Below are 26759 nucleotides of genomic sequence, written 5' to 3'. Positions count from 1 at the left end.
GGCGGCGGCCGTCGGCGGGGACAGGCACCGCGAGGTCGCGACCGCCACCCGCGGCATGCGCCGCGAGGTTGCCGTCGCCGACGGAAACACGGCCGCCGAGCACGGCGAGCGCCCGGATGCGCGTGCCGTCGGTACGGCGGGCCTGGATGCGCGTGCCGCCGATGCCACGGGGCCCGGATGGACGTGCCGCCGATGCCACGGAGCCTGGATGCGCGTGCCGCCGATGCCACGGGGCCCGGATGGACGTGCCGCCGATGCCACGGGGCCCGGATGCGCGTGCCGTCGATGCCACGGGGCCTGGATGGACGTGCCGTCGGTGCGGCGGGGATCGAACAGCCCCCGCCTCCCGGCCCCTTCTCAGCGGCGCTTGATGCCCGGCTCCGCCCCCGGAGCGAGGGTCGGTTCGGTGACGGGGACGTCGCCGAGGGCCTGGTCGACGGCGGTCAGCAGGTCCTCGGGCAGGTCGACCCCCGACGCGGCCGCGTTGGCGTGGACCTGCTCGGGGCGGGAGGCGCCGGTGATCGCGGAGGCGACCTCCCTGCGGCGCAGGACCCAGGCGAGCGCGAGGGTGGGCATGCTCAGGCCCGCCTCCTCAGCGATCGGGACGAGCCGCTGGACCGCTTCGAGGATGGCGTCGCTGTAGACGAGGTCCTGCGAGACCGCCATGTCCGCCGAGGCGAACCGGCTGCCCTCCGGCACCGGCTGCCCCGGCTTGTACTTCCCGGTCAGGACGCCCTGGGCGAGCGGCGACCAGACGATCTGGGAGATGTCATGGGCGGCGCAGAGGTCGAACACCTCCGCCTCGGGCGCCTGCCACAGCATGGAGTACTGCGGCTGGGACGAGACGAACAGCCCGGGCCCGGCCAGCTCGATCGCCGTCTGGATCTGCTCGGGGGTCCACTCGCTGAAGCCGATGTAGCGGGCCTTGCCCTGTGCGACCACCTTCTGGAACGCCTCCACGGTGTCCTCGATCGGCACGGTGGGGTCGAAGCGGTGGGCCTGGTACAGGTCGACGTGGTCGGTCCTCAGGCGGGTGAGGGAGGCGTCGATCTGCTGTGCGATCTGCTGCGGGGACAGGCCCCGGTCGGCCGGGTCGTCCGACATCGGGAAGTAGACCTTGGTGGCCAGGACGTAGGAGTCGCGCGGGTGGGCCGAGAGGATCTCGCCCCAGGCGGTCTCCGCCGCTCCCCTGCCGTACGCGTTCGCGGTGTCGAAGAAGTTGATGCCCGCGTCGAAGGCCGCCTCGGTGCAGGCGCGGGTCGCGTCGGCCTCGACGCCGCCGGAGTAGGTGAGCCAGGAGCCGAGGGAGATCTCCGAGACCTCCAGGTCCGAGCTGCCGAGTGTGCGGTACCGCATGGGGGCTCCTTCGGGGCGGCGCGTGGTCCGGGCTGTTCCAGTGTGAGCCCTCCACGGCTACCCAGGTCTTGACCCTCCTCCCTCCGACGCGTACAACATTCCCGAACAGAAAACGTTTACCTCATGCCCTCGTCTCCCCAACCCCAACCCTCACCCCAACCCTCACCCCCACTCCCCCTCACCCCCCGTCCTCAACAGAGAGGCCTCCCACCATGAGAACCGCAGAGGACCGGGAAGAGCCCGCGCGCGAAAGAGTCGGCGGCCCGGGCGCACTGTCACGGCGAGGCGTCCTCAAGGGCACCGCCGTCACCGTCGGCCTGGCCGCGGCGGGGGCTGTGGCGCAGCCTGCCCACGCGGCGGAGCAGTCGGCCCCGAGCAGGCGTCCGGTCCGCGCGACCGCGCGCCTGGGCGGCAACGCCATCACGATGTCCGTGGTGGACGGGGCGTTGCGGTGGTCCGCGGAGCGGGACGGGAGGACGGTCGTCGACAGGTCCGGCCTCGGCCTGCGGCTGGGCGACGGGACCGTTCTCGGCGACGACGTGACGGTCCTACGGCATCGGCACGGCACCTCCCGCACCACCTGGAACCCGGTGTACGGCCGCAACGCCACCGTCACCGACCACTACCAGGAGCAGCTCTGGGAACTGCGGGACTCCGCCTCGGGGACCCGGTTCGCCGTCCAGATCCGCGCTTACAAGTCCGGTGTCGCGCTGCGCTACCTCCTGCTCGACCAGGGCCTCGACCAGGGCACTGTCACCGTCTCCGACGAACTGACCACGTTCGCCTTCCCCGACGGCACCACCGTCTACAGCGCCCGCGACGAGGACGCCTACCTGCCGGTGGCGCCCGGGGCCATCCCGGTCACCGGCGCGGCCGGCACGGACAACGGCCCCCTGACCGACCTGCCGTTGACCGCCACGCTCGGCGACGGGCTCATCGCCTGCGTCTGCGAGTCCGCCCGGCTGAACTTCCCCCGCCTGATGCTCGGTTCGGTGGCGGGGCAGCCCAACTCCCTGTCCGCGTTCCTGATGGAGCACACCGCCCGCGGTACCGGTCCCGTCGAGACGACCAGCACGGTCACGACCCCGTTCGCCACACCGTGGCGCGCGGTGGTGATCGGTTCCACCCATGCCGAACTGGTCGACAACGCCGAGCTGGTACTCAACCTGGCTCCGCCCAACGCCCTGGCCGACACCTCGTGGATCAAGCCCGGCAAGGTCTTCCGCTGCGAGCTCACCACCGCCGCAGGCCTGGCGGGTGTCGACTTCGCGGCGGCCCGCGGTCTGGAGTACATCGAGTACGACGCGGGCTGGTACGGCCCCGAGTTCACCACCCCCGACGCGACCCGTCCGATCGCCGCGATCGACCTGCCCTCGGTCATCTCGTACGCCACGGACAGGGGCATCGGGGTCTTCCTCTACGTCAACCGGCTGGCGCTGACCGACGCGGACTCCCTGTTCGGCCTCTACAGGAGCTGGGGGGTGCGGGGCATCAAGCTCGGCTTCATCAACGACGGCACCCAGACGATGACGAACCAGATCACCGACTGGGCGAAGGCCGCGGCCAAGTACGAACTGCTGATCGACATGCACGACGACGTCCGGCCGTTCGGCTTCGAGCGCGCCTACCCGAACTGGATCAGTCTGGAAGGCGTCCGCGGCAACGAGCAGTTCCCGACCGCCACGCACAACGTGACGCTGCCCTTCGCCCGCAACATCGGCGGCCCCATCGACTACACCATCTGCTACGGCCAGTCCCGCGACAGGACGACCAACGCCCACCAGATGGCGATGGCCGCGGTGTACTACCAGCCCCTCAACTTCCTGTTCTGGTACGACAAGCCGTCCAAGTACGCCAACCCGGCGAACTGGCCGGGGCTGCCCTGGTTCAACGCCGTTCCCACGACCTGGGACGAGAGCCGGACCCTGGCGGGATCGATCGGGGAGTACGTGGCGGTCGCGCGGCGCAGCGGCGACACCTGGTACCTGGGCGCCATGACCAACGAGACGTCCAGGACCCTCTCGCTGCCCCTGACGTTCCTCGGCGGCGGCAGCTGGACGGCGACCGTCTACGCGGACGGCACCCCGGGCACCGCGCCGTACCAGACGCCGGTCGTGGTCAGCACGCAGACGTTCACCTCGGAGAGCACGCTGACGGTGGCGCTGGCCCCGGCGGGCGGTCAGGCGGTCGTCCTCAGGCCGAGCTGACCCCGGGGCGGTCGTCGGCCGCGCGGTCCGCCCAGTCGGTCAACAGGCGGACCGTGCGGCCGACGTGCTCCTCGTGCAGATAGTGCCCGGAGTCCGACCAGTGCTCCACGCGGGACTCGGGCACGTGCAGGGTGCCGCGTTCCCAGTCGGCGGCCTCCGCCGAGGTCCACACCGTGAGCGCGGGCCGGGTGCGCGCACGGAGATACGCCTCGCTGTGGATGCGGATGCCGACCGCGCCGGGGTCGGTGTACATCCCGGCGTACGCCTGGGCGACGACGTGGTCGGGCGTGCCGAGCATGGTGCGGACATGGGCCGTGCGCAGGCCGGCCGGGGCGTCCGCGCCGAACGCCCCGGCGACGAACCCGGCGGCTTCCCGGGCTCCGAGTTCCCGGTACGCGGCGAGGCGGGCCGGGATCCCGTCCACCTCGGCGCCGTGGGCACCGTGCGCGGGATCGAGGGCCACCACCGAACGCACGAGGACGGGATGCCGTACGGCCAAAAGGTTGACCACCTGACCGCCCATCGAGTGACCCACGGCGACCACCGGACCGATGGCCAGTGCCTCGACCAGGGCGGCCAGGTCTTCGGCCATCGCCGCCGGCGTGTTGCCCTCGTCGGGCACCGGGGACCGGCCGTGCCCGCGCAGATCCGGCACGACGAGACGGAACCGCGCGGCCAGGGCCTCCACGTGCGGTGACCACTCGCGGCCGTCCCCGCCCCAGCCGTGCACCAGCAGCAGGACGGGAGCGCCGGACGGTCCGACGTCCGTGCGGAAGAGGGGAACGCGGTTCGTCACGATCTCTCCGTAGTGCGTCACTGATTCTCCTGTCAGAGGGTGAACAGCAGGGTCTCGAAGCCGTTCCCAGCAGCCGTACTCGATAGATATCGTTTACTACGGCTGATGCAGCCGCTTTCGGCATCACTGAACCGGCGCGGACCGTCCGGTGCAGTAACGTCGGAGCCGTGAGTGACGAGGAAACCGCGCCATCCAACGCCCCGGGGGCGAAGAAGGCGAAGCGGAAGAGGAGGCCGGCCGACCGGCCGAGCACGATTCGCGACGTGGCCGCGAAGGCCGGTGTTTCCGTAGCAACCGTTTCCCGGACGCTGGCGGGCAACTACCCGGTGTCCGAGGACACCAGGCAGCGCGTCATGGCGGCCGTCGACTCGCTCCACTACGTCGTGAACGTCCACGCCAAGGCCCTGTCCGGCCGGGTCGCGGGACCCGTCGCCCTGGTCCTGAGCGACATCACCGGGCCCTCCCTCGCCCATGTGGCCGCGGGCGTGGAGGAGGAGGCCGGCAACCGGGGCCGGCTGAGCCTGGTCTGCTCCACCAAGGGCGACACCAAACGGGAGGACGACCTCGTCCAGCTGATGCGGGAGCAGCACGCGGCGGCGGTCGTCCTGGTCGGCGGCACCGTGACGGACGACGCGTATCACCGCCGGATGGCCGGCTATGCCAAGGCGCTGGACTCGGCCGGCTCCCGGTTGGTGCTGTGCGGCCGGCCGCCGCTGCCCGCGGGGGTGCCGGCGACGGTCGTGGACTACGACAACCGGGGCGGTGCCTTCCAGGCCACCGCGCATCTGCTCACGGCCGGCCACCGGCGGGTCCTCTTCCTGGGGGGTGCGGCGGGCTTCAGCAGCGCGGAGCAGCGGCGCCTCGGCTACCGCGACGCCCTGCGCGCCCACGGCGCGCCCCACGACGAGGAGTTGGACACGACCGGGAACTACACCCGGCAGTCGGGTTACCTGCGCACCCGGGAGGCGCTGCGCACGGGCGTCGGGTTCACGGCGGTGTTCGCGGGGTCCGACATGGTCGCGCTGGGGGCGCTGGCCGCCCTGCGCGAGGCGGGCAGGAGCGTGCCGCACGACGTCTCGGTGGTCGGCTTCGACGACGTCCCCTTCGCCACCGACCTGACCCCGGCCCTCACCACGGTCCGTGTGCCGTACGAGGAACTGGGCCGGACCGCCGTACGCCTCGCCCTGGAGCGGGAGGTCGGCCTCGCCTCCGACAACCACGTGGTGCTGAGTACGCAGTTGGTGATCCGGGACTCGGTGCGTTCCGTCGGCTGACGGCGCAGCCGGTCGGCTGAGGGGCGCAGTGTCTTCAGGGCCGCGTCGACCGCTCCACTCTCCGCATGACCTCGCGGCAGAACGCCCCGACGCCGTCCGGGTCGTCGATGAACTGGTTCGGCTTGACGCAGAACGTGGTGAAGCCCTGCTCCCGTTGTTCCGGTACGGAGGCGAGGGCCGCGCCGAGGTCGGCCGGGGAGTGGTCGTCGGGGAAGACGGGGTCGGTGCCGCCGATCATCTCCAGGTCGGCGCTGTCCCGGCCGGCCGCGGCCATGGCCTCCTTGAGGGTGTGCAGGTCCTCCGGGGTCGGACGGCCCAACGGGTGGAAGCCGTTGCCGTGTTGGACCAGACGGCGCAGGACGGGTCCGTGCAGCCGCCGGCCGCCGAACCACAGGCGCGGGCCCTCGGGGCGGTACGCCTTCGGCTCGAAGTACACGTCCCGGAACGGGTAGTGCTCGCCGTCGTGGGAGATCGGCGAGGGTCCCCACGCCTTGGCCCAGACGCTCAGGTGCTCGTCCAGGAGACGCCCGCGCCGGCCGAACGGCACCCCCAGCGCGTCGTACTCGTCCCGGCTCCAGCTGACCGTGGGCTGGACGACCAGGCGTCCCTCGCTGATCAGGTCGAGGGTGCCGAGTTCGCGGGCGAGCAGCAGCGGGTGCCGCAGCGGGGCGAGGACGGCGGCCGCGGCGAGGCGCAGCCGTGAGGTGACGGAGGCGATGGCGGCGAGCAGGAGCAGGGAGTGGGGCCAGGGCGTGAAGGGGTCCTGGTTGCCGGGGAGGGCGTACTCGCGGGGGTTGCCCATGACGCCGGCGGCCGCCGCGTCGGGACCGAGGACGATGTGCTCGCTGACCATGACCGCGTCGAAGCCGGCGTCCTCGGCCTCGCGGGCCCAGCGCACGGCGGTCGGCAGATCGGCCCGGCCGCCGGTCAGCGTCCAGTTCTCGCTGAGGACGAGCAGCATGCGGGGCGGGGTACTGGGGGCCAACTGTGGCTCCTCTTCTACGAGTTCGGGATCAGCGTTCGTGGACGACGGCACCGTCGAAGACCGTGAGGTCGACCTGGACGTCCGTGATCTCGTGCGGGTCGAGGTCCAGGAGCGGTCGGTCCAGGACGCACAGGTCGGCCGCCTTGCCGGGCTGGAGGGTGCCCTTCCAGTCGTCGGCGAAGTCCTGCCAGGCCGGGGTGGCGGTGTAGGCGCGCAGGGCCTCGGCGAGTGTCACGCGCTGCTCGGGACCGCTGGTGCGGCCGCTGGCCTTGGACTCGCGCAGCAACATCGCGGCCACGCCCTGCCGCCAGTCGGGCTCGGTGATCGGCGCGTCGGAGCTCGCGCACACCCGGACGCCGGCGTCGATCGCGGTCCGTACCGGCCACTGGTAGGCGGACCGCTCCGGGCCGACGACCTCGTCCATCAGGTCGGAGATGGTCCATTTGATGGCCGGGTTCATGTTGACGCCGTAGCCGTGCGCGGCCAGCTTCGCCAGGCTGCCGGCGCCGATGAAGTCGCCGTGGATGACGTAGTGCCGGGCGTCGGAGCGGGGGGCCGCGGCGTTCGCCGCCACGAAGGCCTCCACCACCGTGTCGATGGCCCGGTCCCCGGTGACGTGCACGCCGAGCTGGAATCCGGCCCGGTGCGCGATGCCGATCATCTCGCGCAGCTCCGCCACCTGGAGGGCCGGTGTGTCGCCGTGCACGCACAGGGCGCCGTGGCCGCCGCCCGGGTAGGGCTCGTTCATCCAGGCCGTACGGTTCGGGGGCACGCCGTCGGCGAAGATCTTGACGCCGATGGCGTGGAGCCGGCGCGGGTCGGCGGACTCGGGGCGGTGCAGCTCCTCCAGGCCCTTGCGCAGGTCTTCGGCGGAGCCGCCCATGGGAGCGGGCAGCAGCAGCACGCTGACCCGGGCGTGGAGTTCGCCTTCCGCCGCGAGTTCGGCGTACGCCGTCCAGTTGTCGGTGCTCAGGCCGCCGAAGAGGGTGCCGGTGCCGCCGGGGCCGAGGCCGGGTTCGGTGTAGCTGGTGATGCCGCGCGCGTGCAGCTCGCGCACCACACCCTGGATGGCCTGGCGGCGCTGGGCGATCGTCGGGGCGGGGAGCGCGGCCTGCACGAGCCGCTGGGCCGCCTCGCGCAGGATGCCGGTCGGCTCTCCGTCGGGGTCGCGGTCCACGACACCGCCCGGCGGAGGTGTGGCGCCGGCGTCGATGCCGCACCGGCGCAGGGCCTCGGTGTTGGCCCACACCATGTGCGAGGAGAAGTCCGTGAGGCACACCGGGTGGTGCGGGGCGGCCGCGTCCAGGTCGCTGCGGTGCGGGAAGCGGCGCGGGTCGGCCAGGCATTCGGCGAGGTAGCCCGGGTCCCAGCCCAGACCGGTGATCCACTCCCCCGGCCGGGCCGCCGCCGCGGCCTGTCGCACCGCGGCGGCGATGTCGGCGATCGAGCCCACGGCGGGGTGGCCGACGTCGATCGCGAACGGCGGTTTCGTCATGCCGTACGCGGCGCCGTGCAGGTGGGAGTCGTTGAGGCCGGGCAGGACGGTCCGGCCGCCGAGTTCGACGAGCCGCGTTCCGAGCCCCGCCAGGGCACGCATCTCGGCGTCGCTGCCGGTGGCGAGGATCTCCCGGCCGTGTACGGCGACGCCTTCGGTGACCGTGAAATCGCCGTCGACGGTGAGGACCTGACCGCCGGTCAGGACGAGCGTGGGCGCGGCTTTGCGCATGGGGACCTCTCTCGGAAGGGAACGGGGTGCGGTCAACGGGCGGCGCGGGGCGCGAAGTACGCCAGCGCGGCGCCCGCCACCAGGGCGGTGCCCTGCGCCATCTGCTGCCAGAAGGTGGGCACGTCCAGCAGTGTCAGGCCGTTCTGGAGGCAGCCGAGGAACAGCACGCCGAGCAGGACGCCGAGGATCGAGCCGGAACCACCGGTGAGCGCGACCCCGCCGACCAGTACGGCGGTGAGCACGGCCAGTTCGAACCCGCTCCCCGAGGTCCCGGCGACCACGCTGTCCAGCACGGACGCCTTGATCGCCCCGGCCAGGGCGGCCGCGACACCCGTGATCACGAACAGCGCGAAGGGCGTACGGCGGATGTCGATGCCGGAGAGGTGGGCGGCCTCCCGGTTGACGCCGATGGCGAAGACGTGCCGGCCGGCCGGGGTGAGCGCGAGGAACAGCGCGCCGGCCACCAGGACGAGCGCGGCGACGACGACCGGTGCGGCGACACCCGCGATCCGCGCTCCGCCCAGCCAGGCGAATCCGGTGCCGAAGCCGCTGAGTGGCAGCGGGAAGAGCTGCTGGGCCAGCCCTCGCACGGCGGTCAGCATGCCGAGCGTGACGATGAACGCCGAGAGCCCGAAGTAGCAGCACAGGACGCCGTTCACCGCGCCGACGGCCGCGCCGGCGGCGAGCGCGCCCAGGACGGCGACGACCGGGCTCTGCCCCTGCCCGGCCAGCCATCCGCCCACCAGCCCGCCGAGGGCGAGCGTGGAGCCGACGGACAGGTCGAGGTACCCGCTGATGAGCAGCAGCGCCGACGGCACCGCCACGATGGCCAGGGTGGCGGCGTCGGTGGCGATGCCCCGCAGGTTCGCCGGGTCGAGGAAGCTGCCCGTGGACAGCTGGAAGCCCACCACCATCACACCGAGCACGACGATCAACGGCTGCCGCCGCAGGGTCGTCAGCCCGCCGGAGGCCACGAGACGGGGACGGGTGAGCACGGAGTCGGCGGCGGTCATGCTGCTCCTTCGGCGGAGGCGGTGTGCTGGGTGCGGGAGTTCGGGGCGGGGGTGACATCGGCTCCGGTACGGCGGCCGGGACCTGTACCTGGAGCCGGCACCGCGTCGGGGCCGCCGTGGGGTCCCGTCCCGGTGTCATGGATCGCCGACAGCAGAGCCTCCTCGGTGAGTTCGGTGCCGGAGAGTTCGCCGGCGATCCGGCCCTCGGCGACGATCAGGCAGCGGTCCGCCAGGGCGACGACCTCCTCGGGGTCGCTGGACGCGAACAGGACGGCCGTGCCCCGGTCGGCCGCCAAGGTGGACACGACCTCGTAGATCTCCTGCCGGGCGCCCACGTCGACGCCCTGAGTGGGCTCGTCCAGGAGCAGGACGTCCACGCTCCGGGCCTCGTTGATCCACCGGCCGAGGACGAGCTTCTGCTGGTTGCCGCCGGAGAAGGCGGCGGCGGGGAGCCGGGGACGGGCCGGTCGCAGGCCCACCGCCTCGGCGAGCGCCCCGAACACCCGGCGCTCGGCGCCCAGGGCGCGGACACCGGCGCGGGACAGGGGCCGTACGGAAGGCAGCAGCGCGTTGTCCTGTGCTCCCAGCACCGGGAACAGCCCCTGGCGGCGCCGGTCGGCCGGGACCAGCGCGATTCCGGCGGCCAGTGCCTGGGCGGGCCGCGCCGGGGTCACCGTACGGGCGCCGACGCGGACCGTGCCGCCGGCGGCTCGGCGTGCGCCGTACAGGCTCTCCAGGATCCGTGTCCGGCCCGAGCCGATGAGCCCGAACAGACCGACGCGTTCGCCCTCCGCGACGGCGAGACTCACGGGCCCGAAGCCGGGGCCGTGCAGAGCGTCGACGGTGAGGCGGGGTCGGGCGGTCGGGGAAACGGAGGCACGAAAACCTGCGGTTTCGGGGGTGGCCGGCTCAGCGGACGTCCGTCCGGCAGCAGGAGGCTCCCCCGCCCCGCCCCCGCTCGCCCGGCCCGCGATCGCCTCGACCAGTTCGCGTCGTGTCTGTCCCGCTCCGAGCGACTGGTGGGTCACCCGTCCGTCGCGCAGCACAGTCACCGCGTCCGCGAGCCGTTCGACCTCCGACAGCAGGTGGGTGACGTAGACGATGGCCAGGCCCTGGGTGCGCAGGTCCTCGACGCGTTCGGCGAGCGCCGCGCTCTCGGCGGTGGACAGGGCGGCGGTCGGCTCGTCGAGGACGAGGACGGCGGCGCTGCGGCTGAGCGCCTTGGCGATCTCCACCAACTGGCGCTGCCCCATGGGCAGTTCGCCGACCCGGTCACGTGGGGAGCAGGTCGCCGCGACCCGCTGGAGCAGACCGGCGGCGACCTCCTCCTGGGCGCGGCGGTCGATCCGGCCGTACCGGGTCCACTCCTGGCCGAGGAAGATGTTCTCCGTGACGGTGAGGGCGTCGACCACGCTCAGCGTCTGGAAGATGATCGCGACGCCCGCGTCGATCGACTCGCGCGGGCTGAGGCGGGTGTACGACGTCCCGCCGACCTCGATCGTGCCCGCGTCCGGCGGGAAGGCTCCGCCCAGGCACTTGATGAGCGTGGACTTTCCGGCGCCGTTGTGGCCGAGCAAGGCGTGGACCTGCCCCATCGGCACGGTCAGGTCCACGCCGTCCAGGGCCCGCACGCCGCCGAAGGACTTGCTCAGCCCCCGGACGCGCAGGTTCACCGGTGTCATGGCGGGCTCCTAGGCGTTCTGGGCGAGGAGGTCGTCGATGGCCGCGGTGTCGCCGGGGCCGACCAGGGCGATCGGCACCTGTGCGCCGGGGTCCGCCTTGCCCGCGGCGACCGCGAGGGGCACGTCGACGACGGCGTTCGCGATGTCGTCCGGGGCGAGGGCGGCCGAGGCCCGGTAGAAGGTGCCCTGCTTGATGGCGACCAGGGAGGGCACCGCGCCGTCCTGGCCGCCGACGAAGGTCTTCGCGTCGTCCTTCTTCCGGCCCGCCTGCTGGAGCGCCTTGAACCCGCCGTACGCGGCGGCGTCCGTGACACCGAGGACGAGGTTGAGGTCCGGATGCTTGGCGAGGATCGCGTTGGTCTTGGCGAGGCCGGTGTCGGGGTCGATGGCCTGTTCCTGGGCGACCACGTCGACGCCGGGGGCGAGCTTGGTGAAGGCGTCGACCATGCCCTTGGTGCGCTCGCGGCCCAGTTCGATGGTGCTGTCGGTGAGGAAGGCGACCTTGCCCCTGCCGCCGAGCTGTTCCGCGGCCCACTTGGCCGCCGCCGTGCCGAGCAGGGTGCCGCCCTCGCGGAAGCTGAACTGGATGTCGGCGCTCTGGTGCTCCAGCGAGCCGCCGTAGGTGACCCAGATCAGCCCCGCGTCGAGGGCCGCCTCGGCGGTCGCCTCGGCGGCCTCGAAGACCATGGGGAAGGAGACGATCGCGGGCACCTTGCGGGCGACCCAGGTGGTGAGGTTGGTGGCCTGGGTGTCGGCGTTCGCCCCGTCGTTGGTGGTCAGCAGGGAGACGCCGTGCTTCTTCGCGGCGGTGCTGGAGAGCTTGACGAGCGTGGTGTAGAGCGGGAGTTGGGTGAAGGGGTAGTCCAGGCCGATCTTCGTCAGGCGGGCACCCGACGAGGCCGCGGGCCGCGTGGCGGTCGACGCGGCGGGCGGGGCCGAGCAGCCGGCCGCGGTGAGGGCGGCGGCGACGGCTCCGGAGTACGCGAGGAACTGTCTGCGCGTGGCCGAGGGGACGGTGGCGGACCGGCGTGTGGTCATGGCGGGACTCTCCGAGGGGCGGGCCCGCTCCCGGCGGGCGTCCGACTGTGCCGAACAGAAAAGCCCCACCGGCCGCGCGCCACCATCCGTACAAATACTGACCCTGCGAGAAGCACGGCCGCGCGCCGTCGGACACCGGCCCCGGGAGGTGTACGGCTCCGTCGTGCCCAGTGCGCCGGACGTCGTGCCCGGCGCGCCGGACGTCTTGCCCGGCGCCACTCGTGTCCCTATCGTGGGCCGCACATATCGTTGGGCCCCAAACGACCTACCGTGCCCCTGAGCCGCTCCCCGGAGGCTCGCATGCTCAGCCATCACCAGATCGCGGCGGCCACCCGTATCGGCATGCTCACCCGCGAACGTGACACCGCCTCCGCCCGCGACCAGGCGCTGCGCGAGCTCGCCCGCGCGCTGCCGCTCGACGCCGCGACGCTGCTCACGATCGACCCGCTGAGCGGGGCCCACGTCCAGGTCGCGGGCATCGGGTACAGCGCCGAGACCTCCCGTGCGCTGGCCGCCGAGTTCGTCACCACGCCCTGGTACCGCAACGTCGTGAGCTGGGGACTGCCGCCGTCCATCTCCGAGGACGCCGAGGACCCGGAGGAGTTCGGCCCCCGGTTCCGTCACGGGTGGTTCTACGCCGAGCGGGTCCGCCCGGCGGGCTTCCGCGACGGGTTGACCGGGGCGCTGCGGCACCACGACAGGCTCGTCGGGCTGGTGCATCTGAGCACGGAGGGGGCCGACGCCTACGACATCGAGGCACGCCGGTTGCTCGCCTCCGTCATCCCGGCCCTCGCCGCGCTCGCCGACCCCGTGGCGCGCGCCGGTGACGCGCACGGGCTGCCGGACCACGGCGCGGCGGGGCTCGTGACCCCCGACGGAACGGTCGAGCTGCCGGGTCGGGACCGCGCCCGGGTGCCGGCGGACGCGGAGTTCCTGGGCCTGCTGCGGGCGTTCGCCGGCACGGGCGGCCACCGGCTGCGGCTCCTGTGGCCGGCCGACGGCGTCTGGTACCGGGTCACCCTGCACCGGCACCGGCCGGACCCGGCGCTCACGGCGGACGCGGTGCTGGTGCACGAGACACCCACCGAGCTGCCGTACGGCCTCAGTCCGCGCGAGCTGGAGGTCCTCACCCGGGCCGCGACCGGGCAGACCAACCAGGCGATCGCGCAGGCCCTGTTCCTCTCCCCGCGGACCGTGCACAGCCACATCGAGCATCTGCTGCGCAAGACCGGGGCCGCCTCCCGCGCCGAGGCCACCGCCCTGGCGGTCCGTGACGGGCTGCTGCGGCCGGCGCCGGACCACCTGGCGTTCTTCGTGGAACGCTGAAGCCACCCTGCGGTTCGGACGACTGGAGTCCTCCCCTACCCTTCGGCTGATCGAGACTGATCGGAACACCTGTGGATCAGGGTCCGAGGCGGGGGACAGCACATGACATATCGACGTGCGGTGATACCGGCACTGTTCGGGGCTTTGCTCCTCACACTGCTGCTGTGGTGGGCGGGCGCGAGTGCCCAGGTGCTGCAACTGCGCGGCAGCACCAGCGTGTTGGACATCGACTCCGTGAACGATCTGCGGAGCTGGCTCGCACCCTGGTCGTACGACCTGTCGACGGCGTACGCGGACCCCGGCACGGGTGACGGCACCCGGTACGCGGACCTCTACCGAACCGGGATGCAGATCAGGTTCGTGGCGGTCTTCGGGTTCTTCGTGGCCGGCGCGCTGCTGCTGGTCCGCAGGATCCCGCCGACGCGGGGCCGTACGCCCGCCACCCTGCTCGCGCTGTGGGTCTGGGGCCCGGTGGCCGGCACGCTGGCCGTCACCGTCTCCGCGCCCTGGCTGATCGCCGCCCGTGGGCGCGGCAGTTTCCGGATTCTGCCGCAGCTGGCGTCGGTGATCTCGTCCAGCGGGCCGGTCGTGGCGCTCGCGGCGCTGTTGACCGCCCTGCTCACGGTTGTCGTGGCACGTATCACCGTCAAGGGCGAGGCCCCGTTGCCCCGGCGGGCCGTGCCGCCGCGCGCCGCTCGTGTCGCCGCGAGCGTGGGGACCGCGGTGGTCGCGCTGTCGGTGGTGGTCCTGTCGTACGTGTCGGTGGCGGCCTGGATCCAGACGTCGTTCAGCGGCCGGGGACTGCTGTCCGAGCCCGGCGACCTGCTGCGCGAGTGGCTGCTGCTCGGGTTCTGGACGGGTCCGTCCGGCAGCCCGCTCGGTGACTGGCTGCTCTACCGGGCCGCCGACCTGCTCGTGCTGGTCGTGGTGTGGTGGTCGCTGCGCCTGCTGCCCGGCCTGCTGACCCGGACCACGGCACCGGCGATGGCGGTCGGCGGGGTCTGCGCCACCGTGCTCGGACAGACGGCGAGCGGGCTCCTGCGCGTGGCGGCCGACGACACGACCACCGCCTGGGGCCCGCTGCACCTGTTCTCGGGCCTCGGCGGGAACGTCCCCGCCTGCCTGACCTTCGGCACCCTGGCGGGTCTGGCTGGGTACGCGGCACTGCGGCTGACCGGGGGCGGGGACGACGGCGACGGGGACACCGCGGAGGTGCCCGGGCCGCAGGCCGCGCCGCTCAGTCCTCCGCAGGCATGACGCGGGTGACCTTGCCCTTGGGGGTCGCCTCCAGGTAACCGGCCTGGCTGTACTCGTTGCTGAGGTAGACGGCCATGCCGAGCGGGGTGTCGAAGGTGTCGTTGGGCTGCCGCACCACCACGTAACGGGCGTTGGGGTTGTCGACGTTGAGCTTCTTCCCGGCCTCCTCGAAGAGCGCGGGCAGCTTGTCCCAGTTGAAGCCGTCGAGGCGGAAGGGCTGGTCGCCACCGGAGAGGCTGCCCTTGATGATGCCCTTCTCCACCCCCTGCCCGGCACGGTAGGTGTAGGTGTCGTAGGCGCTGTCGCTGCCCTTGACCATCACCTCGACGGACACGAAGTCGTCGTACGCGGTGAAGTCACCGAACCTGTCCCGGCCGGTGTCCTGTTCGATCGCCGCGATGGCGGTGCGGATGCCCTCCGGGGTGAGCAGGCTCGTGGTGGCCGAGCCCTTGGACTGCCGTGCGGCCGGGGCGGCGGACGGGGACCCCGTCGACGCCGGGGCCGAGGCGACGGACGAGGGCCCGGGATGCGCCGTGCCACCCGAGCCACCCGAGTCACTCCCGAGGGGCAGCAGCCACCACACCAGGGCCCCGGCACCGGCGAGCGAGCTCGCGGTGACGCCGACCAGAAGCCCGAGGGCGGGGCGGTTCTCCCGGCGCTTTCGGACGGGTGCGGTGTTCGGCTGGGGCATGGCCGGGCCGGGCCCGGGGTGGACCGGCGGCGGCCCGAATCCGGTGGGGGCGGTCGCGCTCCCGGGGGCGGCGGCTCCGCCGAAGGGAGCCGTCGGCGCTCCGAAGGCCCCCGGGTACGAAGGCGCAGAGCCGACGGGCGGCGCGGCCGACGGAAGGGAGCCGGTCGACTGCGGGCCCGGCGAGTGGGACCCGGCTGAGGACTGGTTCAGCGAAGAGGACCCTTGGGACGGCGGGTTCAGCGGAGGGGAGCCGGCCGACGGCTGGTTCAGCGAAGGGAAGTCGGCCGACGGCGGGCTCGGCGGGTAGGAGGCGGGCTGGGGCCAGACGAGGGTCGCCGGACCGGTCTGCGCCGACTCGATCCCGGCCAGCATCCGGTCCAGCACGGCGGACGACGGCCGCGCCGCCGGATCGCGGACCAGCACGCTCATCAGTACGTCACCCAGCGCACCTGCCCTGACCGGCGGGGGCACGTCCTCGTTGAGGACGGCGGCGAGCGTGGCCAGGGTGTTGCCGCGGCGCAGCGGGTGCTGGCCCTCCACGGCGGCGTACAGCATCATCGCCAGCGACCACAGGTCGGAGGCGGAACCGCCTTCGTGGCCCGAGATCCGCTCGGGTGCCATGAAGTCGGGGGTGCCGATGATGGAGCCGGTGGCGGTGAGGCTGGTCGTCTCACGGATCGCGGCGATGCCGAAGTCGGTGAGGACGGGGCGTCCGTCGGACCGGAGCAGGACGTTGGCGGGCTTGACGTCCCGGTGCTGGATGTCGGCCTCGTGGGCGGCGGTGAGCGCGGCCAGCACTCCCCGGCCGATCCGGGCCGCCTCGACGGGCGGCATCGGCCCCTGGGCCAGCCGGTCGGCCAGGGAGCCGCCGGTGACCAACTCCATGACGATCCACGGGTAGGTGCCCTCCCCGCCGTCGACGATGTGGTGGATGGTGACGACGTTCGGATGGTCGATCCGGGCGAGGGCCCGCGCCTCGCGCAGCACCCGCTCCCGCAGGGTGCGCGCGCCGTGCGGGTCGTACTCGGCGAGGTCCCGGTCGGGCGGGCGGACCTCCTTGACCGCGACCATCCGGTGCAGCACCAGGTCCCTGGCCCGCCAGACCATGCCCATCCCGCCGCCGCCGAGACGGGCCTCCAACTCGAAGCGCCCGTCGACGACTCGTCTGCCGGGGCCTTCGCCTGCCTCACTCATGGGCGGGAGCATAGTTGCCGCCACCGACAGTGTTCGCCGCGCCCTGGGTCAGCGCATCGATCACGGCCGGGCGGCGGCCTCAGTGAGCCGGGGTGCCCTCCGCCGTGCGGTGGGCCGTGGCGGTCTCCGCGGGCGCGGACCGGATGACCTGCGGAGCGGGCTCGGCCGCGCTCGTGCCCTCGGCCGGGGCGGCGGTGGGCTGGGCCGCGCCGTCCTCCTTCATCGCCTTGGCCTCGCTCTTGAGGATGCGCATCGACTTGCCCAGCCCACGGGCGGCGTCCGGGAGTTTCTTCGATCCGAACAGCAGGAGGAAGAGGATCACCACGATCAACAGGTGCCATGGTTCCAGTCCGTTGCGGAGCATTCCGTACGTCCCCTCTTTACGCTCATGGTTGCCAGCTTGCGCAACTGTACAACCACCAGCCCGGTCCCCGCCTCACTCGTCGGAGTCCTTCTTGTTCGTCGCCGCCGCGTACGCCTGAGCCGGTGTCATGGGGACCCCGTTGAGCGCGACGGTCTTGTAAGGGCTCACCTTGGCGCAGGTCTTGGCCTCGTCGGCGGTCTGCGCATGGGCGTTGGAGACCGCGGCCTTGGTGTCGGCGGGGGCCCGCGAGGACGAACCGCCGGGATACGTGCTGCCGCTCGTCCAGTCCCCGCCGATCACCAGGGTCAGGCCCGTGCCCGTCCCCTGCTGGAGATGCGAGGCGGGCAGCCCGAGCGCCTTGGCGGCCGTCTGCGCCGCCGCCTTCTGACCGGTGCCGTAGGTGAGCGTGGTGGTCGCCGCGGGGCTGGGCGCGTTGGCCGTGGTCGTGGCGGAGCTGAAGCCCTGCTGGGTGAGCGCGGTCGCCACGTCGGAGGCGCGGCCGGTGATCGCGGTGCCGTTCTCGACGGTCACGGCGATCTGGGAGGCCGGCACCGCCGAGGCCGAGGCCGTCGCGGTGGCCGCCGCGGACTTCTTGCCCGAACCGGTGCTCAGGGACTGGTCGTCGGCGATGCTGGAGAAGAGGTCCTTGGCCCCCGAACCCACCACCACACGGTTGCTGTTGTTCGGGTCGGGCGCGGTCTGCATCGTCGTGAAGGTCATCCGCTTGGTGGGGACCTTGTTCACGTCGGCCGCGAGCGAGATCAGCTTCTTCACGCTGCCGAGCCCGTCGTCCACGGTCAGCGCCTTGGTGGCGGCGTCGGCGAGGTCGTACACCGCGGTGGGGTCGGTGAGGGTGCCCGCGCTCTTGAACTTCCGGATCATCGCGCTGAGGAAGATGTGCTGCGAGATCGTACGACCGAGGTCGCTGCCGTCCCCGAAGCCGTGCCGGGAGCGGACGAACTCCAGGGCCGCCTCGCCCTTGAGGGTGTGGGTGCCCCTGGACAGCTTCAGGTGCGAGTAGGTGTCGTACACGTTGTCACTGACGCACACCGAGACACCGCCGACCGCGTCGGACATCTTGACCACGCCGGAGAAGTCGAGCTTGACGAAGTGGTCGATGGGGATGCCGGTGAGCTGGTGGATGGTGGCGACCTGGCAGGCCGGGCCGTACTGGAGGGCGCTGTTGATCTGGCCGTAGTAGCCGGACGTGGACTGGCCGCTCTCACTGTCCTTGCAGGCCGGGACGTTGACCATGGTGTCGCGGGGGATGCTCATGACGGTGGCGTTGGAGCGGTCCGCGGATATGTGCACCACCATCTGCACGTCCGCGTTGCCGTTGCCGGTCTGCACGCCGGTCTGGGAGCAGCCGCCGCCGAGCTTGCAGTCCGCCTTGCTGGTGCGGCCGTCGGAGCCCATGACCAGGATGTTGATCGGGGTGCGGCCGAACGCGTCGGCCTTCTCCGAGCCGCCCTTGCCGTTGAGCGCGACGCTGTTGATGTTGCCGTTGAGGTGCTGGTAGAACCACCAGCCCGCGCCGGCCGTGGCCAGCACCAGGATCGCCAGACACAGTCCGGCGATCTTCAGCAGCCGCCTGCCGCGCCGGACCGGGCGTGCTCGGCGCCGCGCCCTCTTGCCGCCGTGCGAGCGGGCCGCCGCCCTGGCCGCCGCCCGGCCCCCGGGCCGATGCGCCCCACCGGATCCGCCCGCGCGCTGTCCGGGTACCTGGCCGGTGCGGCTGCGCGTGGCCTGACCGCCCGGGCTGTCCCACCGGTCGCTCATCTACCACTCCCACGAAACGGTCGGGCCTGTCAGGCCGGGCCGAGGGGTGGGCGGCCGGGCGTGCGCGGCGGTGTACAGGCAGGCCAAGCAGGAACTTCGCCTAGGTTGCGTAGTTGCGCAATCTAACAAACCCCTGGCCCGGCCAGCACCGAGCCCGGCGGATTTCACAGGTGAGGCATCTCATGGAGAAACGCGGCAACCTCCGGCACACTTCAGCCTTCCGCCACGGCCCTTCCCGCCCGCGCCCAGTTGGCGTGCAGCTTGTCCAGGTACGCCTGGGCCTGGCTGCCCGGGGTCGCCCCGCGGGCGAAGGCCAGCATGTTGCCGGCGCCCGTGTTGTAGCCGAGGGCCAGCAGCTCGTCCTCGGTGTAGCGCGTCGACCGGGTGGCGGGCAGCTGCGCCTTCAGGTCGTGGAGGTACCAGGCCTCGGCCTCGACGGCGAGGTCGCGGTCGTCGGGCAGGTCCTGCCAGTTCCGGTGCGCGAAGTCCCGGCCCTTCTTGACCTCGTCGAAGGTGGCGCGGTGCATGTTCGCGATGCCGAAGGCCGCGTCGGGCTTGTACTTCTGCCAGGCCCGCTCCAGGGCCGGGTCGTGGGGCTTGTACGCCTCGTTGTAGAGGATCGCCATCAGCAGCTGGGCGCTGACCCCGGTCTGCCGGGCACGGCTGCGCACCTGGGAGGCGTAGGCGGCGGGGTCGTACGACGACGAGGCCGTCGTGGGGGCGGACGGGGCCGTCGGACCGGTCGACGTGGTCGGCTTCGGGGTGGGGTCCGCCGGGGGCGCGGAGTCGCCCTGCGAGGTGCTGGCGGCGCGCACGACGACGTACAGGGCCAGCACGAGGACCACCACGGGCAGCAGGCGCCGACGCCATGACACCCGGACATCGGACATGCCTCTCCCCCTCTTCCGCCCGGCGTCGTCCTTCGTACCGGAGGCGGACTAAGAGCGGCGTGAGGCGATGCTGTGCGCGGTCGGGGCGGTACGGGCGGTCAGCTGGCCGACCATGACCCGGACGACCGTCACGATGTCGGGGTCGTCGACGTAGTAGACCTGCCGGCGGCCCTCACGGCGGGAGCGCACGAGCCCGGCGAGTTTCAGCTTCGCCAGGTGCTGACTGACCGCGGGGAGCGCGCCGCCGACCCGGTCGGCGAGGTGGGTGACATCGCTCTCGCCCTGGGACAGCGCCCACATGAGGTGCAGTCGAGCGGAGGAGGCGAGCAGTCCGAACACTTCGGACGCCTCGGTCAGCACCTCGGCGGACGGATCCTCGAAGCCCCCAGCGAGTGTCGCCACAGTCCTCTCCTGCCCCGCCCCGGTCACCGTCAACACATGTGCGACGTCCCAGTGTAGGGGCCCCGGGCGAGGGGCGGGCAGGGCCCTGACGCTTCATCTGTTGCGCAATGTAATAAGTCCGTGAAAGAACATCGACGACTTGTCATCAGTCGCCGTCGGCCCCCGCCACTCCCCCGTCCGGGTCCATAGGCTTGCGCAAACAGGCAACTCGAAGCATCGGGGCCGGGCGGACCGCGCCCGTCCCCGACCCGACCGGAGGACTACGACGTGGGCATCATCGGCTGGATCATCCTGGGCCTGCTCGCCGGGGCCATCGCCAAGATCCTGCTGCCGGGCCGCGACCCGGGCGGGCTGATCGGCACCACCCTCATCGGCGTCGCCGGGGCGTTCGTCGGCGGCTGGCTCTCCGCCCGCTTCCTGGACCGGCCCGTGGAGAGCCACTTCTTCGACCTGTACACCTGGGGCGCGGCGATCGGCGGCTCCCTGGTCCTGCTGATCGGCTACCGCCTGCTGTTCGGCAACTCGCGCGACTGACCGGGCAGTCGGCCGCGGAGCCAGGATCCGGGGACAGGGAGGGCCGCGTCGGTGGAGTGCGCCCCGCTCCGGAGGGCACTCGGGCGTCACCAACTACAGAGGGGGGTGACACCTCGTGGAGATCTCAGGCGTCATCAGCGCGATCGTCATCGGCATCGTGATCGGTGTCATCGGCCGGCTCGTGGTCCCCGGCCGCCAGCACATAGGCATCCTGTGGACGATCCTGATCGGTATCGTCGCCGCCTTCATCGGCACGGGCATCGCGGCGGGTCTCGACGTCGCCGACACCAAGGGCGTCGACTGGGTCGAGTGGCTGATCCAGATCGCCGTGGCCGCGCTCGGGGTGGCCGCGCTCAGCAAGGTGAAGGTGCGTCACTGACGTATGGGGGCGGCGGATCGGCCGCTGCCGTGATCCGGAGTACCAGGTACGGAGTGCCGGGAGGACACGCGCCCGGTTCGCTCCTCCTACGCCCCACTCCTGACCTGGCGCCTCTCCCGGAACAGTACGGCGAGCGGCACACGGACGCCGTAGCCCACCGCGCGCCGGGTGACGGAGGTGCCGCTGCTCTCCACGCGGGAGAGCTGGTGCTCGGCGAGGTCCAGCAGGGCCCGCTGCAGCGGCCGGAACCCCGGCACCGTGGAGTCCGCCAGGGCTCGTGAGTCGGTCAGGGATGCTCTGGTCTTACGGCAGGTCAGTGCCACCAACTCCCGTACGGCTGCGGTGTCCTGGCCCTGTTCGAGGTCGGCGCGGGTGACTCCGCAGCGGTCCAGGTCCTCCTGCGGGAGATAGAGGCGCCCCTCCTTCAGGTCGTCGGTGAGGTCGGTCAGGAAGTCCAGGCGCTGGAGGCCCTCGGCGAAGGACCGGGCCCGCGACCGGAACAACTCGTCGCCGCCGCCCTCGTGTTGGAGCTCCTCGATCAGCATGAGGGCGGGCAGGGCGAGGTGGTCGACGTACCGCTGGAAGTCGGCCTCGGTGGCGTGGCCGGTGAAGTGCAGTTCCTCGGTGGTGGCCTTGAGGTAGGTGTGCACCCAGTGGTGAGGCAGCCGCCGTACGGCCACCGTGTGCAGGAAGGCCCGCAGCACCGGGTCGTCGGCGTGGCCGGAACGCAGCCCGGCGGTGACCTGCTCGGCCCAGGCGTGCCAGCGCGGCAGGCGTTGCTCCAACGGTCCCTGGTCGGCGAGGTCGTCGGTGCGGGCGAGGAAGGCGTAGGAGGCGACTATGTGCGGGTGCAGCGCCGGGGCCACCAGCAGGCGTACGGCGGCGTAGTGGGCGAGGATCCTGCGGGCGAAGACCCGGGCGGCGGTCGAGTAGTCCGCGCGCAGGGCACGGTCCCGTACTCCGGCGGCCGTCAGTCTGCGGTCCCAACTCGGCACGTCCTACCACCCTTTGCTCTCCGACGGGGTCACCTGGACCGCCACGGGCCGGGCCGGCGGGGCGTCGGGAGAAGCGGTCCGAGTGACCTTAACTCCCGACCGCGGGGATCGTTCAACCTTCCCTCGGATCACGCCAGTTGACGTGGGGCGCCGCTCAGGGCTCGCGGAGTGGTGGTCGGTGCCGGTGGGGCGGTGGGGGTGCGGTCGAGCCTCGGACGACGAGTTCGACCGGGGGGTCGTCGGTGTGCGGCGGCTCGGCGTCGGGGTGCTCGACGGCGTGCACGAGCAGCCTGACACCCTCCCGTGCGGCGGCCTCGAAGGGCTGGCGCACGGTCGTCAGGGGCGGGGAGACGTAGGCGAAGACTGGATTGCCGTCGAACCCGACGACACTGATGTCCTCAGGTACCCGACGACCCTCCTCCCGCAGGGCGTGGATGAGGCCGATGGCCATCTCGTCGCCCGCGGCGAACACCGCGGTCACCGAACGGTCCGAGGCCAGCGCACGCCCCGCCGCATATCCGGACTCCGCCGACCAGTCGCCGTTGAGCAGCGGCGGCTCGTGCGCGTCGCGTGCGGCCAGGGCCGCCCGCCAGCCCTCGATGCGGTCCTTGGTGGCGTACCACTTCCGGGGACCGGCGAGATGGTGGACGGTGTCGTGCCCCAGCTCCAGCAGGTGCTCGGTGGCGGCCCGCGCCAGCTCCCGGGCGCCCACGCTCACGGCCAGCGTCCGGGAGGCGGCGAACGAAGGCGGGGCGCCGAGGAAGAGGACGGGTACGTCGACGCGGAGCGGTACCTCCCCCTTGACGACGGGTTCGGAGACGATGACCCCGTCCACGCCCTGTTCGAGGAGTGACTCCAGTGCGCCGGCGATGCCTTCCGGGGCACCGTCGGGTGTGTTGATGACGCGCAGGGCGTATCCGGCGTCCCGTACGGCGTGTTCGATGTGCACCAGCAGGGAAGCGGTTCCATAGCCCGCGGTGCCCAGGGCGACGATTCCGAGGGAGCGGGTGCGCCCGGAGGCCAGGGCGCGGGCCGCCTGGTTCAGGCGGTAGCCGAGTTCCTCCGCGGCCGCGAGGACCCGGCGTCGTGCCTCGTCGGAGACGTACGGCTCGTTGTTGAGCACCCGGGAGACCGTCTTGCGCGACACCCCGGCCAGCCGTGCGACGTCGGCGCTGCGCGGCACGTGCGCGCTCCGGTCGGGCCCCGCATCCGGTGTCATGGACTCTCCTGTGGCTCGGTACCGCACCGCAGGTCAGCTGCTCTGACCGCGCAATCTGACCGCGCGGTCATATCTACGCGCCCAGCGGGGAACGCGTCAAGGGTACCGGCACCGCCTTCGGTCCTTGCCGTATGCCCGAAGGATCCCGGAAACCGCTTTCTCCATTCGCTGCCGGAGGCACATCCGGCCTGATCAGAGAGCGATCGGCAGGACGGCCCGAGCCCGCCCGACCCGGCGGACGAGCCGGCCCTGGACGGTACGGGCGTTCACTCCCGCCCTATCCGTCCCATGCAGATATTCGGACACATGGTCTTGACAGTGACCCCACGCAACGCACACTCTTCGTGACGTCCGCCGATCGTCTCTGTGCGATCACGTTTGATTCTGATCAGTTGGTGACGTCTTCCTCACCACCGTCTCATCGGGTCGCCGTGCCGAAGCCCGGGTACGACCGCCCTGTCAGGAGCCGTACATGCAGGACCTCTCCCCCTCGGGTCTCTCCCTCCCTTCGCCCAGCCGCCGCAGTCTGTTGCGGGGTGCGGGTGGTGCCGCCCTGCTCGCGGGTGCGGGTATTCCGTTGCTGAGTGCGTGTGGCGGCAGCGGCAGCTCGTCGGACCCGAAGACCGTGAGCCTGGGGTCGAACCAGTCGGATGCCGTGCCGAAGAAGGCGTACGGCGAGATCTACACGGCGTTCACGAAGCAGTCCGGGATCACGGTCAAGGTCAACACCAAGGACCACAACACGTTCCAGGAGCAGATCAACTCGTATCTGCAGGGCACGCCGGACGACGTGTTCAACTGGTTCGCCGGGTACCGGATGCAGTTCTTCGCGCAGAAGGGGCTCGCCTCCCCGGTCGACGACGTGTGGGAGAAGATCGGGGGCAACTTCCCGGACGCGATGAAGAAGCTGTCCAAGGGTGCGGACGGCAAGTACTACTTCGTGCCGCTGACGACGTATCCGTGGGCGGTGTTCTACCGCAAGTCCGTCTTCCAGCAGCACGGCTACCAGGTGCCCACGACATGGGACGAGCTGGTGGCGTTGTGCAAGCAGATGAAGAAGGACGGCCTGGTGCCGATCGCGTTCGGCGACAAGGACGCGTGGCCGGCGATGGGGACCTTCGACCAGATCAACTTCCGGCTCAACGGCTACGACTTCCATGTCGAGCTGATGGCGGGCAAGGCGTCGTGGACGGACGCGAAGGTCAAGGGTGTCTTCGATCACTGGGCGGAGTTGCTGCCGTACCACCAGGACGGTTTCATGGGCCGCACCTGGCAGGACGCGGCGCAGACGCTGGTGGCGAAGAAGGCGGGCATGTACCTGCTGGGCACGTTCGTGGCGCAGCAGTTCACCAACAAGGCGGACCTGGACGACCTGGACTTCTTCGCCTTCCCGGAGATCAACTCCGCGTACGGGCAGGACACCGTCGAGGCGCCCACCGACGGCTTCATGGTGAGCAAGTCGCCCAAGAACAAGGCGGGGGTGACCAAGCTGCTGGAGTTCCTGGGCACGCCCGAGGCGGAGGAGACCTACCTCAAGTCCGACCCGAGTGTGGTGGCCGCCTCGAACAAGGCCTCCACCGCCGCGTACTCGCCGCTGCAGAAGAAGGCGTTCGAGATGATCTCGGGGGCCAAGACCCTGACGCAGTTCATGGACCGTGACTCGCGTCCGGACTTCACCTCGACGGTGATGCAGCCCTCGCTGCAGAAGTTCCTCCAGAACCCCAAGGGCGTCGACAGTCTGCTGTCCTCGATCGAACGCCAGAAGAAGACGATCTTCGCATCCTCATGAGCATCGAAACCCAGACCCCGAAGGCGGCGCCCACCGTGCCGCCTTCGGGCCCTGCCCCCCGCAAGGTCCCCCAGGGACACAGCCGTCTGCTGACCCGCCGGGACCGGATCACCCTCGCCCTGATGGCCGGGGTGCCGACCATCCTCCATGTCGCTCTCGTATGGGTGACCGCGCTGGCGTCCATCGCGTTGGCCTTCACCAGCTGGGACGGGATCGGCTTCGACTCGATCAAGTGGGTCGGCCTGGACAACTTCCGTCAGTTGTTCACCGACAACCCGCAGTTCTGGCCGGCCGTCGAGCACAACGTCATCTGGTTCGTCGTGCTCATCCTGATCCCGACCCCGTTCGGCCTGTTCCTGGCCGTCCAGCTGGACAAGAAGATCCGCTTCTCCCGCCTCTACCAGACCGCGTTCTTCCTGCCGGTCGTGGTCTCCCTGGCGGTCACCGGGTTCGTGTGGCAGCTGGTCTACAACCCCGACACCGGCCTGATCAACAGCCTCATCGGCGCGAACAAGCCCGGCCACTACATCGACTGGATCGGCGACCCCAAACTCAACCTGTGGGCCGTGCTGATCGCCGCGTCCTGGCGCCACACCGGCTACATGATGATCCTCTACCTCGCCGGCCTGAAGGGCGTCGACCCCTCCCTGCGCGAGGCGTCCTCGCTGGACGGCGCCAACGAGTGGCAGACCTTCAAGAACGTCATCTTCCCCACCCTGCGCCCCACCAACACCGTCGTGCTGGTGGTCACCATCATCGAGGCACTGCGCGCCTTCGACCTGGTCTTCGTCTTCAACAAGGGCGCCCAGGGCACCGAACTGCTGTCGATCCTGATCACCAACAACATCATCGGCGAGTCCAGCCGGATCGGCTACGGCTCCGCGATCGCCGTGGTCCTGCTGGTCATCTCCCTCGCGGTCATCATCCCCTACCTGATCGCGACCTTCCGGAAGGAGCGGCAGGCATGAGCACCCTCGCTCTCAAGACCAAGACGCCGATCCGCCCCGCCCGGATCCTGCTGCACGTCTTCCTCGCCGGCACCGCACTGGCCTGGCTCGCCCCCCTGCTCTGGGCGATCTACGCAGCCCTGCGCCCCTACAGCGAGACCAGCAACAAAGGCTACGTGTCCTGGCCGGACAAGCTGACCTTCGACAACTTCACCAACGCCTTCCAGCAGTCCGACATGCTCCACTACCTCGGCAACACACTGATCATCGCCATCCCCGCGGTACTGATCACGCTGCTGCTGTCGTCGATGGTCGCCTTCTACGTCTCCCGCTTCGACTTCCGCCTCAACATCGCCCTCCTGCTGGTCTTCACCGCCGGCAACCTGCTCCCCCAGCAGGTCATCATCACCCCCCTGTACCGGCTCTACCTCCTCGTCGACCTGCCCGGCATCACCATGAGCGGCAAGCTCTACGACTCCGCGCTCGGCCTGGTACTGATCCACGTCGCGTTCCAGTCCGGGTTCTGCGCCTTCGTACTCAGCAACTACATGCGGATGCTCCCCCACGAGCTGACCGAGGCCGCCCTCGTCGACGGGGCATCGGTGTGGCGGATGTACTGGCAGATCGTGCTCCCGCTGTGCAAACCGGCCATGGCCGCCCTGGGCACCCTGCTGTCCATCTGGATCTACAACGACTTCTTCTGGGCCATCGTCCTGATCTCCACCGGGGAGAACATGCCGATCACCAGCGCCCTGAACAACCTCTCCGGCCAGTACTTCACCGACCCCAACCTGGTCGCCGCCGGCGCCCTCCTCACCGCCATCCCCACCCTGATCGTCTACTTCGTACTCCAGCGCCAGTTCGTCAGCGGCCTGACCCTCGGCGCCAACAAGGGCTGACCACAGCCGCTGACCAC

General features: G+C 71.4%; 23 protein-coding genes. 9 read left to right on the top strand and 14 right to left on the bottom strand.

Annotated elements, in window-relative coordinates:
- Positions 1-357: 357 nt before the first annotated feature.
- A complete protein-coding gene (locus OHN19_RS39730; RefSeq protein WP_330268854.1) occupies positions 358-1356 on the bottom strand; it encodes an aldo/keto reductase family protein in 999 nt (332 codons plus the stop codon).
- 212 nt (positions 1357-1568) lie between these two features.
- On the opposite strand from OHN19_RS39730, the gene OHN19_RS39725 reads away from it, so the two are divergent.
- The gene (locus OHN19_RS39725) at positions 1569-3563 is read left to right on the top strand and encodes a glycoside hydrolase family 97 protein (protein WP_330268853.1); all 1995 of its coding nucleotides are present in this window, start codon (positions 1569-1571) and stop codon (positions 3561-3563) included.
- Here OHN19_RS39725 and OHN19_RS39720 read toward each other — a convergent pair.
- Positions 3550-4380, bottom strand: a complete 831-nt coding sequence (locus tag OHN19_RS39720) for an alpha/beta fold hydrolase (RefSeq protein ID WP_419249562.1) — start codon at positions 4378-4380, stop codon at positions 3550-3552. The two genes, OHN19_RS39725 and OHN19_RS39720, sit on opposite strands and share 14 nt — an antisense overlap.
- Before the next feature lie 146 nt (positions 4381-4526).
- Here OHN19_RS39720 and OHN19_RS39715 point away from each other — a divergent pair, with 146 nt between their 5' ends.
- The gene (locus OHN19_RS39715; RefSeq protein ID WP_419249561.1) at positions 4527-5633 is read left to right on the top strand and encodes a LacI family DNA-binding transcriptional regulator; all 1107 of its coding nucleotides are present in this window, start codon (positions 4527-4529) and stop codon (positions 5631-5633) included.
- A 34-nt stretch (positions 5634-5667) separates the two neighbouring features.
- Here the strand turns inward: OHN19_RS39715 and OHN19_RS39710 are convergent, their stop codons facing one another.
- Genes OHN19_RS39710 through OHN19_RS39690 form a run of 5 tightly spaced genes read right to left on the bottom strand, consistent with a single transcriptional unit; the run spans position 5668 to position 12077 of the window.
- The gene (locus OHN19_RS39710) at positions 5668-6594 is read right to left on the bottom strand and encodes a TIGR03619 family F420-dependent LLM class oxidoreductase (RefSeq protein WP_330269818.1); all 927 of its coding nucleotides are present in this window, start codon (positions 6592-6594) and stop codon (positions 5668-5670) included.
- A 52-nt stretch (positions 6595-6646) separates the two neighbouring features.
- A complete protein-coding gene (locus tag OHN19_RS39705; protein WP_330268852.1) occupies positions 6647-8344 on the bottom strand; it encodes an amidohydrolase in 1698 nt (565 codons plus the stop codon).
- 32 nt (positions 8345-8376) lie between these two features.
- Positions 8377-9357: an ABC transporter permease gene (locus OHN19_RS39700; RefSeq protein ID WP_330268851.1), complete on the bottom strand. Its 981-nt coding sequence runs from the start codon at positions 9355-9357 to the stop codon at positions 8377-8379.
- Complete coding sequence (locus OHN19_RS39695; protein WP_330268850.1) at positions 9354-11039, bottom strand: sugar ABC transporter ATP-binding protein; 1686 nt, start codon at positions 11037-11039, stop codon at positions 9354-9356. Before OHN19_RS39695 ends, OHN19_RS39700 begins: the two co-directional genes overlap by 4 nt.
- A 9-nt stretch (positions 11040-11048) precedes the next feature.
- Positions 11049-12077: a sugar ABC transporter substrate-binding protein gene (locus OHN19_RS39690; RefSeq protein ID WP_330268849.1), complete on the bottom strand. Its 1029-nt coding sequence runs from the start codon at positions 12075-12077 to the stop codon at positions 11049-11051.
- Between the two features lie 300 nt (positions 12078-12377).
- Between OHN19_RS39690 and OHN19_RS39685 the strand changes: the two genes are divergently transcribed.
- Positions 12378-13403 carry a helix-turn-helix transcriptional regulator gene (locus OHN19_RS39685; protein WP_330268848.1) on the top strand — a complete coding sequence of 342 codons (1026 nt, stop codon included), beginning with the start codon at positions 12378-12380 and terminating at the stop codon, positions 13401-13403.
- 102 nt (positions 13404-13505) lie between these two features.
- Positions 13506-14660 carry a hypothetical protein gene (locus OHN19_RS39680; RefSeq protein WP_330268847.1) on the top strand — a complete coding sequence of 385 codons (1155 nt, stop codon included), beginning with the start codon at positions 13506-13508 and terminating at the stop codon, positions 14658-14660.
- On the opposite strand, the gene OHN19_RS39675 is transcribed toward OHN19_RS39680, so the two are convergent.
- The 5 genes from OHN19_RS39675 to OHN19_RS39655 form a co-directional block, all read right to left on the bottom strand.
- A complete protein-coding gene (locus OHN19_RS39675) occupies positions 14641-16545 on the bottom strand; it encodes a serine/threonine-protein kinase (protein WP_330268846.1) in 1905 nt (634 codons plus the stop codon). The genes OHN19_RS39680 and OHN19_RS39675 overlap by 20 nt on opposite strands.
- A gap of 79 nt (positions 16546-16624) precedes the next feature.
- Entirely contained in the window at positions 16625-16909 is a 285-nt protein-coding gene (tatA, locus tag OHN19_RS39670; protein WP_330268845.1) for a Sec-independent protein translocase subunit TatA, read from the bottom strand.
- Positions 16910-16981: 72 nt separating this feature from the next.
- Positions 16982-18688, bottom strand: a complete 1707-nt coding sequence (locus OHN19_RS39665; RefSeq protein WP_330268844.1) for an LCP family protein — start codon at positions 18686-18688, stop codon at positions 16982-16984.
- Positions 18689-18900: 212 nt separating this feature from the next.
- Positions 18901-19578 carry a lytic transglycosylase domain-containing protein gene (locus OHN19_RS39660; RefSeq protein ID WP_330268843.1) on the bottom strand — a complete coding sequence of 226 codons (678 nt, stop codon included), beginning with the start codon at positions 19576-19578 and terminating at the stop codon, positions 18901-18903.
- A gap of 48 nt (positions 19579-19626) precedes the next feature.
- Positions 19627-19980 carry a metalloregulator ArsR/SmtB family transcription factor gene (locus tag OHN19_RS39655; protein ID WP_330268842.1) on the bottom strand — a complete coding sequence of 118 codons (354 nt, stop codon included), beginning with the start codon at positions 19978-19980 and terminating at the stop codon, positions 19627-19629.
- A 267-nt stretch (positions 19981-20247) separates the two neighbouring features.
- Between OHN19_RS39655 and OHN19_RS39650 the strand changes: the two genes are divergently transcribed.
- Complete coding sequence (locus OHN19_RS39650) at positions 20248-20514, top strand: GlsB/YeaQ/YmgE family stress response membrane protein (RefSeq protein WP_330268841.1); 267 nt, start codon at positions 20248-20250, stop codon at positions 20512-20514.
- Positions 20515-20629: 115 nt separating this feature from the next.
- Positions 20630-20893 carry a GlsB/YeaQ/YmgE family stress response membrane protein gene (locus OHN19_RS39645; RefSeq protein WP_330268840.1) on the top strand — a complete coding sequence of 88 codons (264 nt, stop codon included), beginning with the start codon at positions 20630-20632 and terminating at the stop codon, positions 20891-20893.
- A gap of 86 nt (positions 20894-20979) precedes the next feature.
- On the opposite strand, the gene OHN19_RS39640 is transcribed toward OHN19_RS39645, so the two are convergent.
- Positions 20980-21888: a squalene/phytoene synthase family protein gene (locus OHN19_RS39640; protein ID WP_330268839.1), complete on the bottom strand. Its 909-nt coding sequence runs from the start codon at positions 21886-21888 to the stop codon at positions 20980-20982.
- 154 nt (positions 21889-22042) lie between these two features.
- Positions 22043-23107 carry a LacI family DNA-binding transcriptional regulator gene (locus OHN19_RS39635; RefSeq protein WP_330268838.1) on the bottom strand — a complete coding sequence of 355 codons (1065 nt, stop codon included), beginning with the start codon at positions 23105-23107 and terminating at the stop codon, positions 22043-22045.
- A gap of 472 nt (positions 23108-23579) precedes the next feature.
- On the opposite strand from OHN19_RS39635, the gene OHN19_RS39630 reads away from it, so the two are divergent.
- From OHN19_RS39630 to OHN19_RS39620, 3 genes are read left to right on the top strand one after another with little or no spacing between them, the layout of a single operon-like run.
- Positions 23580-24896: an ABC transporter substrate-binding protein gene (locus tag OHN19_RS39630; RefSeq protein ID WP_330268837.1), complete on the top strand. Its 1317-nt coding sequence runs from the start codon at positions 23580-23582 to the stop codon at positions 24894-24896.
- Positions 24893-25864, top strand: coding sequence for a sugar ABC transporter permease (locus OHN19_RS39625; RefSeq protein ID WP_330268836.1), 972 nt, complete (start codon positions 24893-24895; stop codon positions 25862-25864). Before OHN19_RS39630 ends, OHN19_RS39625 begins: the two co-directional genes overlap by 4 nt.
- A complete protein-coding gene (locus OHN19_RS39620) occupies positions 25861-26742 on the top strand; it encodes a carbohydrate ABC transporter permease (RefSeq protein WP_330268835.1) in 882 nt (293 codons plus the stop codon). Before OHN19_RS39625 ends, OHN19_RS39620 begins: the two co-directional genes overlap by 4 nt.
- Positions 26743-26759: the final 17 nt, after the last annotated feature.

The organism is Streptomyces griseorubiginosus, from assembly GCF_036345115.1.
In the GTDB taxonomy this organism is placed as follows: domain Bacteria; phylum Actinomycetota; class Actinomycetes; order Streptomycetales; family Streptomycetaceae; genus Streptomyces; species Streptomyces griseorubiginosus_C.
This window is presented reverse-complemented; position numbering and strand designations above follow the sequence as displayed.

Bases quoted from the DNA above. Each gene is read 5' to 3' on its own strand.
- OHN19_RS39730 (WP_330268854.1), bottom strand. From the start codon at position 1,356: ATGCGGTACCGCACACTCGGCAGCTCGGACCTGGAGGTCTCGGAGATC.
- OHN19_RS39725 (WP_330268853.1), top strand. From the start codon at position 1,569: ATGAGAACCGCAGAGGACCGGGAAGAGCCCGCGCGCGAAAGAGTCGGC.
- OHN19_RS39710 (WP_330269818.1), bottom strand. From the start codon at position 6,594: ATGCTGCTCGTCCTCAGCGAGAACTGGACGCTGACCGGCGGCCGGGCC.
- OHN19_RS39705 (WP_330268852.1), bottom strand. From the start codon at position 8,344: ATGCGCAAAGCCGCGCCCACGCTCGTCCTGACCGGCGGTCAGGTCCTC.
- OHN19_RS39700 (WP_330268851.1), bottom strand. From the start codon at position 9,357: ATGACCGCCGCCGACTCCGTGCTCACCCGTCCCCGTCTCGTGGCCTCC.
- OHN19_RS39695 (WP_330268850.1), bottom strand. From the start codon at position 11,039: ATGACACCGGTGAACCTGCGCGTCCGGGGGCTGAGCAAGTCCTTCGGC.
- OHN19_RS39690 (WP_330268849.1), bottom strand. From the start codon at position 12,077: ATGACCACACGCCGGTCCGCCACCGTCCCCTCGGCCACGCGCAGACAG.
- OHN19_RS39685 (WP_330268848.1), top strand. From the start codon at position 12,378: ATGCTCAGCCATCACCAGATCGCGGCGGCCACCCGTATCGGCATGCTC.
- OHN19_RS39680 (WP_330268847.1), top strand. From the start codon at position 13,506: ATGACATATCGACGTGCGGTGATACCGGCACTGTTCGGGGCTTTGCTC.
- OHN19_RS39675 (WP_330268846.1), bottom strand. From the start codon at position 16,545: ATGAGTGAGGCAGGCGAAGGCCCCGGCAGACGAGTCGTCGACGGGCGC.
- tatA (WP_330268845.1), bottom strand. From the start codon at position 16,909: ATGCTCCGCAACGGACTGGAACCATGGCACCTGTTGATCGTGGTGATC.
- OHN19_RS39665 (WP_330268844.1), bottom strand. From the start codon at position 18,688: ATGAGCGACCGGTGGGACAGCCCGGGCGGTCAGGCCACGCGCAGCCGC.
- OHN19_RS39660 (WP_330268843.1), bottom strand. From the start codon at position 19,578: ATGTCCGATGTCCGGGTGTCATGGCGTCGGCGCCTGCTGCCCGTGGTG.
- OHN19_RS39635 (WP_330268838.1), bottom strand. From the start codon at position 23,107: ATGACACCGGATGCGGGGCCCGACCGGAGCGCGCACGTGCCGCGCAGC.
- OHN19_RS39630 (WP_330268837.1), top strand. From the start codon at position 23,580: ATGCAGGACCTCTCCCCCTCGGGTCTCTCCCTCCCTTCGCCCAGCCGC.
- OHN19_RS39625 (WP_330268836.1), top strand. From the start codon at position 24,893: ATGAGCATCGAAACCCAGACCCCGAAGGCGGCGCCCACCGTGCCGCCT.
- OHN19_RS39620 (WP_330268835.1), top strand. From the start codon at position 25,861: ATGAGCACCCTCGCTCTCAAGACCAAGACGCCGATCCGCCCCGCCCGG.